General features: G+C 63.6%; 16 protein-coding genes and 1 pseudogene. 8 read left to right on the top strand and 9 right to left on the bottom strand.

Features of this window, described 5'->3' with window-relative positions; all coding sequences use genetic code 11:
- Positions 1-1,341 carry a hybrid sensor histidine kinase/response regulator gene (locus tag AC1D08_RS08255; RefSeq protein ID WP_184873667.1) on the top strand — a complete coding sequence of 447 codons (1,341 nt, stop codon included), beginning with the start codon at positions 1-3 and terminating at the stop codon, positions 1,339-1,341.
- Between the two features lie 466 nt (positions 1,342-1,807).
- Positions 1,808-2,170, top strand: coding sequence for a hypothetical protein (locus AC1D08_RS08260; protein WP_457152826.1), 363 nt, complete (start codon positions 1,808-1,810; stop codon positions 2,168-2,170).
- A gap of 147 nt (positions 2,171-2,317) precedes the next feature.
- On the opposite strand, the gene AC1D08_RS08265 is transcribed toward AC1D08_RS08260, so the two are convergent.
- Positions 2,318-3,001, bottom strand: a complete 684-nt coding sequence (locus AC1D08_RS08265; protein WP_457152825.1) for a response regulator — start codon at positions 2,999-3,001, stop codon at positions 2,318-2,320.
- 275 nt (positions 3,002-3,276) lie between these two features.
- On the opposite strand from AC1D08_RS08265, the gene AC1D08_RS08270 reads away from it, so the two are divergent.
- From AC1D08_RS08270 to AC1D08_RS08280, 3 genes and pseudogenes are all read left to right on the top strand, one after another.
- A complete protein-coding gene (locus AC1D08_RS08270) occupies positions 3,277-3,972 on the top strand; it encodes a fumarylacetoacetate hydrolase family protein (protein WP_457152824.1) in 696 nt (231 codons plus the stop codon).
- A gap of 4 nt (positions 3,973-3,976) precedes the next feature.
- Positions 3,977-4,352: pseudogene (locus AC1D08_RS08275) on the top strand (glutathione S-transferase N-terminal domain-containing protein).
- A 122-nt stretch (positions 4,353-4,474) separates the two neighbouring features.
- The gene (locus tag AC1D08_RS08280; protein ID WP_457152822.1) at positions 4,475-5,515 is read left to right on the top strand and encodes a zinc-dependent alcohol dehydrogenase family protein; all 1,041 of its coding nucleotides are present in this window, start codon (positions 4,475-4,477) and stop codon (positions 5,513-5,515) included.
- Between the two features lie 23 nt (positions 5,516-5,538).
- Here the strand turns inward: AC1D08_RS08280 and AC1D08_RS08285 are convergent, their stop codons facing one another.
- Positions 5,539-6,402 (bottom strand): DMT family transporter, encoded by an 864-nt coding sequence (locus AC1D08_RS08285; RefSeq protein ID WP_457152821.1) that lies wholly within the window; start codon positions 6,400-6,402, stop codon positions 5,539-5,541.
- 107 nt (positions 6,403-6,509) lie between these two features.
- Here AC1D08_RS08285 and AC1D08_RS08290 point away from each other — a divergent pair, with 107 nt between their 5' ends.
- The gene (locus tag AC1D08_RS08290) at positions 6,510-7,913 is read left to right on the top strand and encodes an aminotransferase-like domain-containing protein (protein ID WP_457152820.1); all 1,404 of its coding nucleotides are present in this window, start codon (positions 6,510-6,512) and stop codon (positions 7,911-7,913) included.
- 7 nt (positions 7,914-7,920) lie between these two features.
- On the opposite strand, the gene AC1D08_RS08295 is transcribed toward AC1D08_RS08290, so the two are convergent.
- Positions 7,921-8,814 carry a LysR family transcriptional regulator gene (locus AC1D08_RS08295; protein WP_457152819.1) on the bottom strand — a complete coding sequence of 298 codons (894 nt, stop codon included), beginning with the start codon at positions 8,812-8,814 and terminating at the stop codon, positions 7,921-7,923.
- A 131-nt stretch (positions 8,815-8,945) separates the two neighbouring features.
- Here AC1D08_RS08295 and AC1D08_RS08300 point away from each other — a divergent pair, with 131 nt between their 5' ends.
- The gene (locus tag AC1D08_RS08300) at positions 8,946-10,379 is read left to right on the top strand and encodes an MFS transporter (protein ID WP_477422935.1); all 1,434 of its coding nucleotides are present in this window, start codon (positions 8,946-8,948) and stop codon (positions 10,377-10,379) included.
- A gap of 3 nt (positions 10,380-10,382) precedes the next feature.
- Here AC1D08_RS08300 and AC1D08_RS08305 read toward each other — a convergent pair whose 3' ends face one another.
- The 3 genes from AC1D08_RS08305 to AC1D08_RS08315 form a co-directional block, all read right to left on the bottom strand.
- A complete protein-coding gene (locus tag AC1D08_RS08305; RefSeq protein WP_477422937.1) occupies positions 10,383-10,880 on the bottom strand; it encodes a MaoC family dehydratase in 498 nt (165 codons plus the stop codon).
- Between the two features lie 193 nt (positions 10,881-11,073).
- Positions 11,074-11,502 carry a phasin family protein gene (locus AC1D08_RS08310; RefSeq protein ID WP_095087495.1) on the bottom strand — a complete coding sequence of 143 codons (429 nt, stop codon included), beginning with the start codon at positions 11,500-11,502 and terminating at the stop codon, positions 11,074-11,076.
- Positions 11,503-11,609: 107 nt separating this feature from the next.
- On the bottom strand, positions 11,610-12,905 hold the full coding sequence (locus AC1D08_RS08315; RefSeq protein ID WP_477422939.1) for a DUF445 domain-containing protein: 1,296 nt from the start codon (positions 12,903-12,905) through the stop codon (positions 11,610-11,612).
- Positions 12,906-13,181: 276 nt separating this feature from the next.
- Between AC1D08_RS08315 and rirA the strand changes: the two genes are divergently transcribed.
- On the top strand, positions 13,182-13,646 hold the full coding sequence (gene rirA, locus AC1D08_RS08320; RefSeq protein WP_095087491.1) for an iron-responsive transcriptional regulator RirA: 465 nt from the start codon (positions 13,182-13,184) through the stop codon (positions 13,644-13,646).
- Between the two features lie 134 nt (positions 13,647-13,780).
- On the opposite strand, the gene AC1D08_RS08325 is transcribed toward rirA, so the two are convergent.
- From AC1D08_RS08325 to AC1D08_RS08335, 3 genes are read right to left on the bottom strand one after another with little or no spacing between them, the layout of a single operon-like run.
- Positions 13,781-14,572, bottom strand: a complete 792-nt coding sequence (locus tag AC1D08_RS08325; RefSeq protein WP_457154136.1) for a heme ABC transporter ATP-binding protein — start codon at positions 14,570-14,572, stop codon at positions 13,781-13,783.
- Positions 14,573-14,594: 22 nt separating this feature from the next.
- Positions 14,595-15,698: a FecCD family ABC transporter permease gene (locus tag AC1D08_RS08330; protein ID WP_457154135.1), complete on the bottom strand. Its 1,104-nt coding sequence runs from the start codon at positions 15,696-15,698 to the stop codon at positions 14,595-14,597.
- A gap of 11 nt (positions 15,699-15,709) precedes the next feature.
- Positions 15,710-16,618, bottom strand: a complete 909-nt coding sequence (locus AC1D08_RS08335; RefSeq protein WP_457154134.1) for a heme/hemin ABC transporter substrate-binding protein — start codon at positions 16,616-16,618, stop codon at positions 15,710-15,712.

The following is a 16,618-nucleotide window of genomic DNA, read 5'->3' on the forward strand; positions in this document are numbered from 1 at the left end:
ATGCCGCTCAGGGACATCAACGATCTCGAAAAGCTGAAGAAGATCAACGCCGCACTGGTCAGCCGCGTCGAGCGGTCGATGGACCAGCAAGGCAATGCCTTCTCGCTGTTCCAGACCGCGATTTCGCTGGAAAATCGCGTGCGCACGCGCACCGAGGAGCTGCATTCGACCTTGCGCCGGCTGGAGCAGTCGAACATCGACCTCAGCGCCGCCAAGGAAAACGCCGAACTGGCGAACCTGTCCAAGACCCGCTTCCTCGCCGCCGCCAGCCATGACGTGCTGCAGCCGCTGAACGCGGCCCACCTCTCGGTTTCGGCGCTGGCCGAAGTGCAGACCAGCGACGAGGGCAGGAAGCTGGTGCGGCAGGTCGAGCGCTCGCTGGAGACGATGGAGGACCTGCTGCGCACGCTGCTCGACATCTCCAAGCTCGACGCCGGCGTGGTGCAACCCGACACCGGCGACGTCAGCCTGGAGGCGCTGTTCTCATCGCTGCGCTCGGATTTCCTGCCGGTGGCGGAACTGAAGGGGCTGTCGCTGAAATTCCGGCCGGTCAACGCCGTGGTCCGCTCCGACCGCACGCTGTTGCGCCGCATCCTGCAGAACATTCTCTCCAATGCGCTGGGCTACACACGCTCCGGCGGTGTGCTGGTCGGCACCAGGCATCGCGGCGATACCATCCGCATCGACGTCGCAGATACCGGCTGCGGCATTCCCGAAGACCAGCGCGAAGCGGTGTTCGAGGAATTCCACCGTGGCACCTCGTCGGCCAATGCGGAGCTGGACGGCGGCGGTCTCGGGCTCGGGCTTGCCATCGTGCGCCGCATGGCCAGCGCGCTCGGCCATCCCGTGACATTTTCATCCAAGGTCGGCCGCGGCACGATCTTCCACATCGACGTTCCGGTCGGCATCGGCGCCCCGGCCGACACCATCGCCAACAGCGCCGACATGGAACGGCCGCGCGGCTACGGCCTGTTCGGCACCAAGGTGCTGCTGATCGAGAACGATGTCGAGGTTCTGCAGGCCATGACCTTCCTGCTCGAGCGCTGGCAATGCCTGGTGCGGGCCGCGACCTCGACCGACGACGCCCTCGACATGCTGGGCGATACCGACTGGGTGCCCGACATCGTCATTGCCGACCAGCATCTCGACGGCGGCGATCTCGGCACTGCCACCATCGCCGAGGTCCGCGACTATCTCGGCCGCGCCGTGCCGGCCCTGATCGTCACCGCCGACAGTTCCGAAGCCGTCGCCAAGGCGGCACGCGCCGGCGGCATCGAACTGATGCGCAAGCCGCTGAAGCCGGCACAATTGAGGGCGCTGCTGGCGCATCTACTGGCTTAGCTTCATCGAGGCAATTACGGTGACAGTGCACTTTCATCATGTCTGCCGCTCGCCCTGACAAATCACCCGACTCAAAGAAATGACAATGATAGTACAGTTCTCTGGCATCGAATTACGGTGACAGTGCACTTTTTATCGAGGCGTTTGTCGAGCAGATTGCCGAACCGAAAGGGCGTGAAACCGGGAACGCCAGGCAAGAATTACGGTGACAGTGCACTCCTTATCGATGCATTTGTCGAGCAGATTGCCGAGCCAGGCCGTGAAACCAGGAACGCGAGGCGCGCAGCGAACAGAAAAAGTGAACTGTCACCGTAATTCGCCGATTCAGGAAAATAGTGCACTGTCACCGTTGCGTCATTCTTGGTAATTCTTGTGGCCTCGAAACAGCGTGAAAAGTGAACCCTCTATCGATATTTCGCATCCTGATTTGATTAAAGATTCGAAGATACATCAGCAGTGAGCTAAAATGGATTATCAAAAGAAACATAGAGCCTACGGTTGGCCTCTGCGTCAGTGGCTTGAAAATATGCCAAATGAGCTAGATCGTGACGCTATCGGGCTTTGGCAAATCATTCCGGTAGGACGGCATGAATTTGAGCTCACGGGTGAGGATTTGAAGACTTTTACGCGTGTTAGCCTCGAGAAAATCTTTAGGCGCGGCGGGATTCCGGTGACCGGCAACATGGGGAAATGGGTCCGAGATCACAGATATGGAGTCAGTGAGAGCGAGATAATAGAGAATATTATTGAAGTATGGTCAGTCGACAGCTTCGCCGAACCTGATGTCGAGGATGGGTGGTTTGCGTTACCTGAATTGATCGAGGACTAGAATGGAACTACGGCAATTGCGAAATACAGTGACAGTGCACTTGCAATTGCGGTGACAGTGCACTTTTTACCACGCCCTGCCCGAACATCGTTGCCCCCCACCCAGCTCCGCTTCGCGGATCGCCCCCACAAGGGGAAAGGTAAAAGCTCAAAACCCAGCCTGATCCCTGAACAGCTCCGCATTGTCCAGCTTCGACACCTCGATCACCGCTTGCGTGCGGCTGTAGACATTGAGCTTGCGCAGGATTTCCGACACATGAGCCTTGACCGTGGTTTCGCCGACCTGCAGCTCATAGGCGATCTGCTTGTTGAGCAGGCCCTGGCGCAGCATCTGCAGCACGCGCAATTGTTGCGGCGTCAGCGTCGACAGGCGTTGCACCATGTCGGCACGGTCGACGCTGTCGGCGTCGGGCGTGCGGGCTTCATAGGTTTCCGGCACATAGATCGCACCTTCCATCACCGAGCGTATGGCGGCGGCGAGGTCGCTCTTGCGCGCCGATTTCGGGATGAAGCCGGCCGCCCCATAGGACAGTGCCTCGGAAATGATCTTTGGTTCCTCATAACCCGAGACGATGACCACCGGCAGGCGCGGATAGCGGGTTCGGAGTTGCAGCAGTCCGTCGAAGCCGTGCACGTCGGGCATGCTGAGGTCGAGCAGCGCCAGATCGAACGGCTTGGCGCCGGCCAGAAGATCGAGCGCCTCGCTGATCGAGCGCGCCTCCACCGTGTCGACTTCCGGATAAGCCATCTGCACCGCGCTGTGCAGCGCCTCGCGAAACAGCGGGTGGTCGTCGATGATGAGGAACCGGGCGCGATCGTGGACTGCGGTCATGGGTTCATTTCGGTTCGGGGGCGATTGATGCATGTCGCCCAAAAGTGGCCCCGGTTTTGGGTGAACGACATGCATGAGACAAAGACCTAAAGCGCGTCGCCTCAAATCCGTTCAAACGCGACGCGCTTTAGAATAGCCTCGCGACCATGGCCAGATTATTGCCAAATAGTACATCGCCATCTCCGTCGGAAAGCGCGGCCGCGCTTTCTCGATCACTTCGCCTTGCCCGGGCGCACAAATCGGCCGAATGTTCCGGCAACCAAGCAGAGACCCACATGACCGCCTTCGTCCTTCCCTCGCCCGCAACATCATCGGTGGCCGTTGCCGGCTCGCCCGAGCGCTTTGCGGTGCGCCGCATCTTCTGCGTCGGCCGCAACTACGCGGCGCATGCCCGCGAATTCGGCAATGACGAGCGCGATCCGCCCTTCTTCTTCACCAAGCCGGCCGATGCGGTGGTCGATTCCGGCACCACCATCCCCTACCCACCCTTGACCGGCAATCTGCACCATGAGATCGAACTGGTCGCTGCGATCGGCAAGCCAGGCTTCCGCATCACGCGCGAGCGGGCTCTAGATCATGTCTGGGGTTATGGCGTCGGCATCGACCTCACCCGCCGCGATCTGCAGGATGAAGCCAAGAAGACGGCGCGGCCCTGGGACTGGTCGAAGGCGTTCGACCGCTCCGCGCCTTGCGGCCCGCTGGTCCCCGCGGCGAAAGCTGGCCACCCGCAAAAGGGCCGCATCTGGCTCGCCGTCAATGGCAAGGTCAGGCAGGATGCCGACCTCGCCGAACTGATCTGGCCGATCGCCGATATCGTATCGATCTGCAGCGAGGCGGTGGAACTGGAACCCGGCGACCTGATCTTCACCGGCACGCCGGCCGGTGTCGGCGCGGTTCGTGCCGGCGACACGATGACCGGCGGTGTCGACGGCATCGGCACGATCGAAGTCACCATCGGCCAACCGAAGTAAGCGCATGAGCGACGTCGTCCTGCACAACTACTATCGCTCCTCCACCTCCTATCGGGTGCGGATTGCGCTGGAGATGAAGGGGCTGAGCTATGATTATGTCCCGCATCACCTGCGCCATGGCGAGCATCTGGAGCCCGCCTATCTCGCGGTCAATCCGCAGGGTCTGGTGCCGGCGGGCTGCCTCGGCCGAGACAGGTACATTCTGCCATGGCGACATGCCGGGCCTGGCCGACATCTGCCTGGCTGCGCAGGTCACCAGCAATGCCCGCTTCGGCCTCGACATGACGCCTTACCCGACCATCGCGCGCATCAACGCCGCCTGCATGGCCCTTTCGGCGTTCCAGAAGGCGGCTCCCCAGAACCAGATCGATGCCGAGTAAGGCCGCCGACGCGTAGCGCCAGCGCCAACTGGTCAGTCCGTCTGGCGGAATCGATTTCCGCTTGACCGGACAGGGAATCGGCTATCGTTTCCCACAGGCCGTTTGAAGGTTGGGAGTTGCCAATGAAAGCCGTCGTCTTCGAGAAATTCGGCGAAGCGCCGACGATCCAGACCGTTCCCGATCCGAAACCGGCTGCCGATGGCGTCGTCATCAAGGTCGAGGCGACCGGACTGTGCCGCAGCGACTGGCATGGCTGGATGGGTCATGACGACGGCATCCGCCTGCCGCATGTGCCGGGCCACGAACTGGCCGGTGTCGTGGTCGCCGCCGGCAAGCATGTGACCCGCTGGAAGGCCGGCGAACGCGTCACGGTGCCGTTCGCAGTCGGTTGCGGCCATTGCTTCGAATGCACCTCGGGCAATCACCAGGTCTGCGAACATCAGACGCAGCCCGGCTTCACCGGCTGGGGCTCGTTCGCCGAATATGTCGCCATCGAACACGCCGACACCAATCTCGTGCGCTTGCCCGACGAGATGGAATTCGCCACCGCCGCCAGCCTCGGCTGCCGCTTCGTCACCTCCTTTCGCGCCATCGTCGATCAGGGTCGGGTGACGCCGGGCGAATGGGTGGCGGTGCATGGCTGCGGCGGCGTCGGCCTGTCGGCGATCATGATCGCCAGCGCGATGGGCGCCAATGTCATCGCCATTGACCTCACCGACGAGAAGCTCGATTTCGCCAGGAAGATCGGCGCCGTCGCCACCATCAACGCGTCGAAAACGCCGAATGTCGTCAAGACCGTGAAGCAGATCACCAATGGCGGTGCGCACATGTCGATGGACGCGCTCGGCCACCCCACCACCTCATTCAACTCGATCGCGAACCTGCGCCGGCGCGGCCGCCATGTGCAGGTCGGCCTGATGCTGGGGGAGCACGCCCGCCCACAGGTGCCGATGGACAAGGTGATTGCCTTCGAGCTCGAGATTCTCGGCAGCCACGGCATGCAGGCCTATCGCTACCAGGCGATGATGGAGATGATCCGCAACGGCAAGCTCAAGCCCGAACTTCTGGTCGGCAAGAAGATCAGCCTCGACGAGGCGCCCGCGGCCTTGATGGCGATGGGCGGCTTCGAGGGCATCGGCATCGGCGTGGTGACGAAGTTCTAGGGACAAGAGCCGCCGCCCCGGAACTACCTGGCAAATTTCTTCGCGCCGAACACGCATAGCACAACACCGAGCGTCACGACCACCATTAGCGGACTGACCTGCTCATGCAGCAGCGTCGCCGCCAGCGCCAGGCCAAAGAACGGCTGCAAAAGCTGTAACTGTCCGACGGCGGCGATGCCGCCTTGCGCAAGGCCGCGGTACCAGAACACGAAGCCTATCAGCATGCTGAACAGTGAGACATAGGCGAGCCCGATCCAGGCGTTGGAGCCGACACTGGCAAAGGATGGCGGCAGCGTCGCGAAAGTCAGCACCAGCATGATCGGCAGCGACAGCACCAGCGCCCAGCAGATCACTTGCCAGCCGCCGAGCTTGCGCGACAGCGCTGCACCCTCGGCATAACCCAGGCCGCAGACGACGATGGCGGCCAGCATCAGACCATCGCCGACCGGCGAGGCTGTCACGCCCTGCATCAGGGCAAAGCCCGCGACAAGCCCGCTGCCCACGCACGAGAACAGCCAGAACGCCGGGCGAGGACGTTCACCGCCGCGCAGCACGCCGAAAATCGCCGTCGCCAGCGGCAGCAGGCCGACGAAGATGATGGAGTGGGCCGAGGTGACGTGCTTGAGCGCCAGTGCCGTCAGCAGGGGAAAACCCACCACCACGCCGAGCGCGACGATGACCAGCGACAGCAAATCCCCTCGCTCCGGGCGCTTTTGGCGGAACACCAGCAGCAGGGCGAGACCAAGCAGTCCGGCAATCGCCGCGCGGGCCGATGTCACGAAGGTTGGATCGAAATCCATCACGGCGACGCGCGTTGCCGGAAGCGAGCCGCTGAAAATCAGCACGCCGACGAATCCGTTCACCCAGCCGCTCGCCATCTTGTCCATCACAGGCTCCGTTTTGTTTCGCCCTCTATCGGGCCTGCGCCTATGGCGTCGCCAGTGACAATGGGGTACAATTTTTCAAAACTGTAATGGTCGACAAGGCAGTACAGATGACGATACCAGCGCTTGAGACTGAGGACACGGTCACTTTGGTCGAGAGCGTGATGGCGACTGTCCGCCAGCGGATTGCCGCGCGCAGCCTGACTCCGGGGGCGCGATTGCCGTCGATCCGCGCCTTCGCCAAATCCATGCAGGTTTCCAAATCCACCGTGGTCGAAGCCTATGAGCGGCTCGCCGCAGAAGGCGCGATCCGCTCCCGACCGGGCTCAGGCTTCTATGCCGCCGGCTCGCTGGCGCCGCTGTCTCTGGCCGAGATCGGTCCCCGGCTCGATCGCGCGGTCGATCCGCTCTGGATCTCGCGCCAGTCGCTGGAGGCAGGCGATGACAGTCTGAAACCCGGCTGCGGCTGGCTGCCGGCCGCGTGGATGCCCCAGGCAGGGTTGCGCCGCGCGCTGCGAACCGTGGCGCGCGCCGATGATGTCGCGCTCGCCGACTACGGCACGCCGCTCGGCCTGCCGCCGCTGCGGAACCTGCTGGCGCGGCGCATGGCCGAGCATGGCATCGAAGCCTCTCCCGAACAGATCATGCTGACGGAATCGGGCACGCAGGCCATCGATCTCCTGTGCCGGTTTCTGATCGAGCCCGGTGACACGGTACTGGTCGACGATCCCTGCTACTTCAATTTTCATGCTTTGCTGCGCGCCCACCGCGCCAAGGTCGTCAGCGTTCCTTACACGCAGTCAGGGCCGGACATCGACCTGTTCGCGCAGGCGTTGGCCGAGCACCGGCCTCGGCTCTACATCACCAATTCGGCCATCCACAACCCGACCGGCGCGATCCTGTCGCCAGTCACGGCCCACCGGCTGCTCAAGCTCGCCGATCAATCCGACCTGACCATCGTCGAGGACGACATCTTTGCCGATTTCGAACATGCGCCCGCCCCCAGGCTGGCGGCGTTCGATGGCCTGAGCCGGGTCGTCCAGATCGGCAGTTTCTCCAAGACGCTGTCGGCGTCTGTTCGCTGCGGCTTCATCGCAGCGCCCCGCGACTGGATCGAGCGCCTGACCGATCTCAAGATCGCCACCACTTTCGGCGGCGGGCGGCTTGCGGCCGAACTGGTGCTGACGCTGCTGAAGGACGGCAGCTACCGCAAGCACATGGATCTGCTGCGGGCGCGGCTTTCGCGCGCCATGGGCGAGACGAGCACCCGTCTGAAGGCAATCGGCATCACGCCCTGGATCGACCAGCCGGCCGGGCTGTTCCTGTGGTGCAGCCTGCCGGATGGCGTCGATGCGGCCGAAGTCGCCCGCCGGGCTCTCGCCGACAACATCGTGCTGGCGCCCGGCAATGCGTTCAGCCTGTCCCAGACAGCCAGCCGCTTCCTGCGCTTCAACGTTGCCCAGTGCGCAGACCAGCGGATTTTCAAGGTGGTTGAGGCGGCGATGGCGCGTTGATTGCCGGTCAGCGAGATGTCGCACAGACCTCCCGCACGCAGTCGCGCAACCAGCGTTGCGCCGGATCGGCATCGAGACGCGGATGCCAGAGCATGGAGATGGTGACCTCCACGGTGGCGACCGGCAGCGGAAAGCTGTGCATGCCGGCGCGCGCGCCCTCGGTGTGCCGCTCGGGCACGCTGGCGATCAGGTCGGATGCGCGCGCCATCGCAAGCGTGGCCGAGAAGCTTGAAACCATGCACACGACAGTCCGCTGGAGTCCAAGCCGCTCCAGGGCTTCATCGATCGGCCCTTTCTCGCGGCCACGCCGCGAAACACTGATGTGGCGGCCAGCCGCGTAGCGCTCGGCCGTCACGACGCCCTCGCTCAAGGGATGGCCAGCGCGCACCGCACCGATGAAGCGGTCGCGAAACAGGGCCTGAATACGCATCTCGGGTCCGGTTTCACTGGCGACGCCGATTTCCAGGTCAACCGCCGCCTCGCGCAGCGGCGTGACATCCTTGTCTGACTTCGGCGCGAAACGCAGTCGCACGCATGGCGCCTCCGCTTCGATGCGAGCAACAAGGCGCGGCGCGAACTCTTCCACGAAGCTTTCATTGGTGCGCAGTGTGAAAGTCCTGGCGAGGTCCGAAAGGTCGAGGAGCCTGGCAGGGCGCAGCAGTGCTTCCGCATCCTGGACGACGCGACCAGCCTGCTGCCGCAACTCCTGCGCACGCGGTGTCGGAACCAGGCCGCGGCCGGCGCGAACCAGCAGCGGATCGCCCGTCGCCTCGCGCAGCCGCGCCAGCGTCCGGCTCATCGCCGAGGGGCTTAGACCAAGACGATTGGCGGCGCGCGCCACACTGCCTTCGGTCAGCAGAACGTCGAGGGCGACGAGCAAATTGAGATCGGGCGATGCCATCCGCGGATCATAGCACGTGATATGGCGTTTGATGCACGAATAGCATGCAAATACTGCGTCTTCCGCCATATCAGCCAAAAGACTAGATCTCCGACAGCTCCGGTTATGGAGCCGATGGAAAGGAGATCGCCTTGGCAATCGCAGAGCAAAATGAGCGCGTATCGGCGCCGCCCCAATCCTCCCGCCGGGCGCTGGCGAGCCTTTCGCTCGCCACCCTGCTGTCGTCGCTGGGAACCAGCATTGCCAGCGTCGGCCTGCCGTCGCTGATGCAGGCGTTCGGCGCTTCGTTCCAGTCGGTGCAGTGGGTTGTTCTGGCCTATCTGCTCGCCATCACCACATTGATTGTCAGCGCCGGACGGCTGGCCGACATGTTCGGGCGCCGGCCGTTGCTGCTTGGCGGCATCGCGCTGTTCACGCTGGCGTCCATACTCTGCGGCCTGGCGCCAACGCTCTGGCTGCTGATCGCCGCGCGGGCCGTGCAAGGACTTGGTGCGGCGCTGATGATGGCGCTGACGCTGGCTTTTGTCGCCGAAACGGTGAGCAAGGCCAAAACCGGCAGCGCCATGGGCCTGCTCGGCGCCATGTCCGCAATCGGCACGACACTTGGGCCCTCGCTCGGCGGCCTTCTGATCGCGGGCTTCGGCTGGCGGGCGATTTTCCTCGTCAACATGCCGCTGGGCATACTCACCTTCGCTCTCGCCTATCGTGCCTTGCCGGCGCGCGGCAAGCCAGCCCAGGCTGATCGGGGCAAGTTCGACGCCGTGGGCACTGCCCTGCTGGCCCTGACGCTGGCCGCCTATGCGCTGGCCATGACGCTTGGCAGGGGCAATTTCGGCGCACTCAACCTCGGCCTGCTGATAGCTGCCGGCATCGGCGTCGTTCTGTTCGCCGCAGCGCAGGCAAAAGTGAAGAACCCTTTGATCAAGCTTGCCAGCTTTCGTGACCTCCAGTTGAGCGCCAGCCTGGCGATGAGCCTCGTCGTCGCGACGGTGATGATGGCGACCCTGGTGGTTGCACCGTTCTACCTGTCGCGCGGGCTCGGGCTCGATGCCGCAAGGGTCGGCCTCGTGCTGTCGACCGGTCCGCTCGTCTCGGCCCTGTCGGCGCTGCTGGCCGGACGCCTGACTGATCGCTTCGGGGCCCACAGGATGATGGTTGCCGGCTCGGCCAGCCTTGCCATCGGCACGTTCCTGCTGTCGCTCGCCATGACGAAACTCGGCATTGCCAGCTATGTCGTGCCGATCACCGTCACCTGCATCGGCTACGCGCTGTTCCAGACGTCCAACAATGCAGCGATCATGACCGGTGTTGGCGCGGGCGAGCGCGGTGTCGTCTCTGGCCTGCTCAATCTGTCGCGCAATCTCGGCCTCATCACCGGCGCATCGTTGATGGGCGCCGTCTTCGCCGTCGCATCGGCTGGGGAACAAGACATTCTGAGTTCCGCGGCCGCCGCCCGGGGAATGCAGGTCACCTTTCAGACGGCAACGGCACTGGCGCTGGTCGCGCTGGTCCTTGCGCTGCTCTCGGCCCGCACCGTTGGCCGCGCGCAGCCCAGCGTTTCGTAAGGCTCAGGCCCCTGCCCGTTTGCGGCGCTCGTAGAGCATGACCAGCGTTTCAGCGGTGAGCGCCGGCTTTTCCTCGCCTTCGATCTCTACCGTGTTGGCCGCCTTCATCAGATACTGGCCAGGGCCTCTGTCCTCCATGGACAGCAGAACGGCGCGCAGCCTGATGCGCGCGCCGACCTTGACCGGCGCCAGGAAACGCACCTTGTCGAAACCGTAATTGAACGCAGCCTGGGTGTTTTCGGGCACGATGCCCATGCCGAGCGCCAGCGCGCCGATGATCGACAGCGTCAGGTAGCCGTGCGCGATCGTCGTGCGGAACGGGCTTTGCCGTCGCGCCCGCTCAGGGTCGACATGAATCCATTGATGGTCGCCGGTACATTCGGCGAACTGGTTGATACGATTCTGGTCGACCGTGGTCCACTCAGACACGCCAAGCTCCTGCCCGGCCATCGTCCTCAATTGCTCGTAGGTCGGCGGCGTCTTGGGCCGTATTTCAGTCATTCCTGGTTTCCCGATAGCTTTCAACGCCTCCGGACCACGAACTGGCGGCCCCTGTCAATTCGCCCTGCGCGAATCCGTTCCGCCGACTTCGGCCGCGATTATGCCATGCCGCCCGCCGCAACGGCAGGGTAAATCGGGATTTCTTGGGCTTTCGGGCTGTCGGCGGCAACGATGCCACCTTGGCCGAAGACCGCTACTTCCTGTCGTAGCCGGCGCGGATTTCTTCCATCGCCTCCTTGATGCGCGTGCGCAGGATGTCGACCGATTCGGTGCCGGATTTCTTGACCAGTTCAGCCACTTCGCCGGCGTTCTTCAACGCAGCCTCGAAGGATTTGCGCGCGAATTCCGTCTGTTTGGCCATCAGTTCCTGCGGATTGCCCGGCGCCCTGTAGCTTTGCGCCATCTCGGTAACCTCGCGCAGCGTGTCCTGCAGCATTTCGCGCTGCCTGGACAACAGCGAGGTCGCGCCGGCGGCACTGGCTCGGGCCGATTTTTCCAGCGCTTCGAGGTTCTTGCGATGATGCGCAAGAATTGCCTCGACATCGACGTTGGGCACTTTCAGGTCGCGGCCGAACTTGCCGAACATGTCCATGAAGGAATCGGATTCCGGTTGCTTGGCCATGATGGTCTCTCCCCTGTCGCCGCCGATTGGGCTCCCGGACGGGAGAATAGCACCGAAGTGCCGCGTGTCCATTCGAACGCAGTGGAATCGGTCTAGGTCCGAATGCGTCAGCCGACGAGGAACAGTCGCTCGGCGACATAGAGCACGACACCGGCAAGCCCACCAATGATCATGCCGTTGAAGCGGATGTATTGCAGGTCCCTGCCGATGTTCATCTCGATCAGCCGTGTCAGCTGCGCCAGGTCCCAGCGCTTGACCTGGTCGGCGATGAATTTCGACACGCCGCTCTTCTGGCTCTCCACGAACGAAGCGAGCGCCACCACGAACCCCTGGTTCATGTCGGCCCGGATCTGCGCATCGCCGGCGAGATGGCGACCGATCTCGACGAACATGTTGGCGAGATGCGTACGGATGATCGACTCGGGCGCATTGGCGTCCTGCTCGATGAACTGGCTGAGGCTTGCCCACATGTCGCCGGCCAATCCCCTGACCTCCGGCCGGGCCAGGAAATCGCGTTTCAGCTTCTCGGCGCGCTTGGCATATTGCTTCGATGTCCTGAGCTTTTCGATGAAGGCTTGAGCGAAACGGTCGAATTCGGCGCGCATTGGATGGTCGGGATCGGCCCGCACCTCGTCGAGCAGCGAACCGGCCGAGGCGACGATCTTCTTCAGCAGGTAAGCGTCGGCGCGGAACAGGTTGAACAGCGACGGCAACTCCTCGCGGATCTTCTCGCGCATCGTCGCCAGCGCCTGCTCGTCGTTGAGGAACCGGCCGATCACCTTGGTGAATTCGTCGAACAGTTTCTGGTGGCGACGGTCGTCGGTGAGCGCCGACAACAGCTCGGCCGCCAGCGGCGCCAGCGGCACCTTTTCGATCTGCTCCAGCATGCGGCTGGTGACGAAGCCACGCAGGCCGGATTGCTCGACGGCGGCAAGCGTCTGCGGTACCAGCCGCACGACGAAGCGCGACAGGCCTGCCGCACGTTCGGCATCGGCGAGCCAGTCGGCGACCAGCGCCGAGAAATCGACCTCGGCAAGCTTTTCACGCACTGGTTCGGGCGCCAGGAAATTGACCTCGATGAAGCGGCCGAGATTGTCGGCGATGCGGCTCTGGTTCTCGGGGATGATGGCGGTGTGCGGGATCGGCAATCCAAGTGGCCGCCTGAACAAAGCCACCACCGCGTACCAGTCGGCCAGCCCGCCGATGGTCGCGGCCTCGGCAAAGGCCGCGACGAAGCCGAGCCACGGATAGATGTGCTCGAACGATTTGGCGAGCGCAAACACCAGCACGCAAAGCGCCAGCGCCGCCGCCGCGATAAACTTTGTCCACCGCAAGGCGGAAAGCCTGGCCTCCGCGTCGGCATCGAAACGGACAGGCGCCAGCGACTGGACCGATTGTGACATGGATGAGCTGCTCCTCGTCAATCTCGGGCCTATTTAGTGTTTCATCAGGCGAAATGCCCGTTACAGCCGGTTTCGCTCGCACCTTGCTCGGATGCACACACAAAGTTGACGAGAATGTTCATCTATTGTGCCTGGCTAGTCTGGAATTGTTCCAAGGTATAGGCCATATTCCGCCCAGGCCAATGTGGCGAATCCGAAATTTCGGAGTCAAAGCCGCATCAGTAAAGTTTTGAAATCTGGCGTGGTTCTACCGCACCAGCGCGTTGTGAGGACAAAATGCGGCTTACGCGCCAGACCAACTATGCCATGCGCATCCTGATGTATTGTGCCGCCAACAATGATCGATTGAGCCGCATCCCCGAGATCGCGGCCGCCTATTCGGTGTCGGAGTTGTTCCTGTTCAAGATCCTGCAGCCGCTGGTCGAGCACGGCCTGGTCGAGACCGTGCGTGGCAGGAATGGCGGCGTCAGGCTTGGCCGTGCCGCTGAGTCCATCAGCCTATTCGATGTCGTGCGCGTGACCGAAGAGAGCTTCGCCATGGCCGAATGCTTCGAGAACGATGCCGCCGAATGCCCGCTGGTCGACAGCTGTGCGCTGAACTCGGCATTGCGCGAGGCGCTGAACGCGTTCTTCGCGGTGCTGGAGCGCTACACGATCGCCGATCTCGTGGCGGCGCGGCCGAATGTGCGCAACCTGCTCGGTATCGACATGCTGGTGGAGCGCCGCGCACCTGCTGCCTGAGCAAGTCTCCCGAGTCTGATTAGGTCCGTTGAGATTCAGGTCACGCTGAGTCGAGAACGAACGGAGCGTACTTTCGGGTACGTGAGTACCGGAAGCGCAGGAAACCGCCATTCGCAGGCCGCCTCACCTGAGTATCAACAGACCGTCGACTGCGGCAATACGAACGGCATGTCGCCGGCCGGCAGCACGCCGACCCTGAGCCGGCAGTCGAACACTTTTTCGATCAGGTCGTCGCTCAGCACGGCCCGTGGCGAGCCGGTGGCAGCAAGCCTGCCGCGATGCATGACAAAAATCCGGTCGGCAAACATGGCCGTCAGATTGAGGTCGTGCAGGATGGCGACCACGCCGCCGCCCCTTCTGGCGAAGTCGCGGGCGATGTTCATGATGATCAGCTGGTGCTTGATATCGAGGCTGGAAACCGGCTCATCGAGGAACAGATAGCGCGGCTTGCCGTCGAGCACCGGCGCCCAGACCTGGCACAGCACGCGCGCAAGCTGGACACGCTGCTGCTCGCCGCCCGAAAGCTCCTGGTAGAAACGCCCGGCAAAACCATCGAGGTCGACACGCGCCAGCGCCCGTTCCGGCAGCCGCGCGTCCTCGCCCGGCAAGACGCCCGAGCGGCCGCCGACAAGGCCAAGCTTGACCACCTCCCGCACCGTGAACGGAAACGACAGCGTCGTCGCCTGCGGCAGCACGGCCCGATGGACGGCGATCTCGACCGGCTTCATCGCCGAGAGGTCGCCGCCGTTGAGGACGACATGTCCGGTGTAGGCGAGTTCGCCGGACAGCGCCTTGAGGAAGGTCGTCTTGCCGGACCCATTGGGGCCGACGATTGCCGCCACTTCGCCGGGGCGTGCGGCGAAATCGACACCGGCAACGATGTGCTTGCCGGCGATCGCCACGGAAACATCCCTTGCCTCGATCATCCGAGCCTCACAGGTCCCTAAATCACAAATCAACGACGCCGCGCTTGCGCAGCAGTATCGACAGGAAGAACGGCGCACCGGCGATCGCGGTGACAATGCCGATCGGCAATTCAGCCGGCGCCACGATGGTGCGCGCGACGGCGTCGGCCAGCAGCAGCAGCGAGGCGCCGAGCAGCGCCGATGCCGGCAGCAGGTAGCGATTGTCGGGACCGATCAGCAGCCGCAGCAAATGCGGTACGACGATGCCGACGAAACCGATGCCGCCGCTGACGGCGACGGATGCACCGACCGCCGCCGAGACACCGATGATGGCCGTGTACTTCAGCCGTTGCACCGGAATGCCGAGATGGCCGGCGGTCGCCTCGCCCAGCGCCAGTGCGTTGAGGCCGCGCGCCAGGAACGACATCGCCACCAGCGCCAGCATGATGATCGGTCCGACCGAAGCGATCTTCGCCCAGGTCGCGCCACCGAGCGATCCGAGTTGCCAGAAGGTCAGGTCGCGCAACTGGCGGTCGTCGGCCATGAAGATCAGGATGCCGGTCAGCGCCATGGCAAGCGCCGCCAGCGCGATGCCGGCGAGCAGCATGGTGGCAACCGAGGTTTGTCCCCGTCGCGTGGCAACCTGGTAGAGCACCAATGTCGTGGCGAGCCCGCCACAGAATGCCGCCAATGGCAGCGCAAGCGTGCCAAACCAGGCCGTCACCGGCGCCAGCACCGTGGCACCGAGCACGATGACGGCAACCGCGCCGAGGCTGGACCCGGCCGAAACGCCGATCAGGCCGGGATCGGCGAGCGGATTGCGGAACAGCCCCTGCATGACAGCGCCGGAGACGGCAAGTGCTGCGCCGACCAGCATGCCCAGGATGATGCGCGGCAGGCGGATGTCGTAGACGATCAGGCTGTCGCGGGCCCTCAACGCGGCGTTATCAGGCACGGTGCCGAACAGCCAGTCGCTGATGACATTGACGGCCGATGCGTCCGATGCTCCGGACGTCAGCGACAAAAGCACGGCGATGACGAGCCCCAGGCACAGGAGAAGAGTGACGATGCGGGCGCGATCCGAGCGATCGCCGTCGGATGCACCCGCCATCACCTTCACCGGGCCGGCCATTGATTGATCGACCATGATCTGCCCGCTCAATCCGTGACCTGCCCGCCATAAAGCGAGACGGCGAGATCGTGGATAGCATCGGCCGTGCGCGGCCCGAAGCCGAGCAGATAGGCGCCGTCGATGCGGATCAGCTTGCGTGCGGCACCCGCCGGCGTCGAGGCGATGGACGGATTGGCGAACAATTCGTCGTCCGATACCGGAGGCCCGGCATTGCTCATCATCAGGATCACGTCCGGCCTGGCGGTGATGATCGCCTCGTCGGACATTTGCTTGTAGCCGGAAAAGCCTTCCACGGCATTGCCCCCGCCCGCCAGCTTGACCATGCCATCGGCGGCGGTCTCGCTGCCGGCGGCCAGGATCTTGCCGCCCTGTATCGACAGCACGAACAGGATGCGCTTGCGCTGCTTGATCGAGGCCGTCTGCTTTTCGGCCGCGGTGAGCTTGGCATCAAGCTCCCTGGCCAGCACCTCGGCCTTGGCGTCGACGCCGAGTGCCTTGCCGACGATGCGGATCTTCTCCAGGATGCCTTCGTGGCTATAGTGTTCGGGCACTTCGATGAACGGGACACTCGCCTTCTTCAGCACATCGACGGCTTCCCTGGGACCGCTGCCGTGCAGCGCAAGGATGCCGGTCGGGTTGACCGACAGCACACCTTCCGGCGACAGCTGGCGCATGTAGCCGACATCAGGCAGATCAAGTGCGGCCTTCGGATACCGGCTGGTGGAATCGCGAGCCACCAGATGCTTCTCCTCGCCGAGCGCGTAGACGATCTCGGTGATGGAGCCGCCAATGGCAACTATCTTCGAGCGATCGGCAAAGACGGTCGCACCCTCGGCGGCGTTGCCGGGTTGCAAGGCGACAAAAGCCAGGGAGAGACCGATTGCCGGTCCAAGCGCCAGCCTGAGAACAGGCGCCAGTCTGGAAAAGGAAACCAT

This window comes from Mesorhizobium sp. P2_E6, from assembly GCF_056403835.1.

Bases quoted from the DNA above. Each gene is read 5' to 3' on its own strand.
- AC1D08_RS08295 (WP_457152819.1), bottom strand. From the start codon at position 8,814: ATGGCATCGCCCGATCTCAATTTGCTCGTCGCCCTCGACGTTCTGCTG.
- AC1D08_RS08315 (WP_477422939.1), bottom strand. From the start codon at position 12,905: ATGTCACAATCGGTCCAGTCGCTGGCGCCTGTCCGTTTCGATGCCGAC.
- AC1D08_RS08290 (WP_457152820.1), top strand. From the start codon at position 6,510: ATGACGATACCAGCGCTTGAGACTGAGGACACGGTCACTTTGGTCGAG.
- AC1D08_RS08265 (WP_457152825.1), bottom strand. From the start codon at position 3,001: ATGACCGCAGTCCACGATCGCGCCCGGTTCCTCATCATCGACGACCAC.
- AC1D08_RS08310 (WP_095087495.1), bottom strand. From the start codon at position 11,502: ATGGCCAAGCAACCGGAATCCGATTCCTTCATGGACATGTTCGGCAAG.
- AC1D08_RS08335 (WP_457154134.1), bottom strand. From the start codon at position 16,618: ATGGTTTCCTTTTCCAGACTGGCGCCTGTTCTCAGGCTGGCGCTTGGA.
- AC1D08_RS08330 (WP_457154135.1), bottom strand. From the start codon at position 15,698: ATGGTCGATCAATCAATGGCCGGCCCGGTGAAGGTGATGGCGGGTGCA.
- AC1D08_RS08305 (WP_477422937.1), bottom strand. From the start codon at position 10,880: ATGACTGAAATACGGCCCAAGACGCCGCCGACCTACGAGCAATTGAGG.
- AC1D08_RS08260 (WP_457152826.1), top strand. From the start codon at position 1,808: ATGGATTATCAAAAGAAACATAGAGCCTACGGTTGGCCTCTGCGTCAG.
- AC1D08_RS08325 (WP_457154136.1), bottom strand. From the start codon at position 14,572: ATGATCGAGGCAAGGGATGTTTCCGTGGCGATCGCCGGCAAGCACATC.
- AC1D08_RS08270 (WP_457152824.1), top strand. From the start codon at position 3,277: ATGACCGCCTTCGTCCTTCCCTCGCCCGCAACATCATCGGTGGCCGTT.
- AC1D08_RS08255 (WP_184873667.1), top strand. From the start codon at position 1: ATGCCGCTCAGGGACATCAACGATCTCGAAAAGCTGAAGAAGATCAAC.
- AC1D08_RS08285 (WP_457152821.1), bottom strand. From the start codon at position 6,402: ATGGACAAGATGGCGAGCGGCTGGGTGAACGGATTCGTCGGCGTGCTG.
- AC1D08_RS08280 (WP_457152822.1), top strand. From the start codon at position 4,475: ATGAAAGCCGTCGTCTTCGAGAAATTCGGCGAAGCGCCGACGATCCAG.
- rirA (WP_095087491.1), top strand. From the start codon at position 13,182: ATGCGGCTTACGCGCCAGACCAACTATGCCATGCGCATCCTGATGTAT.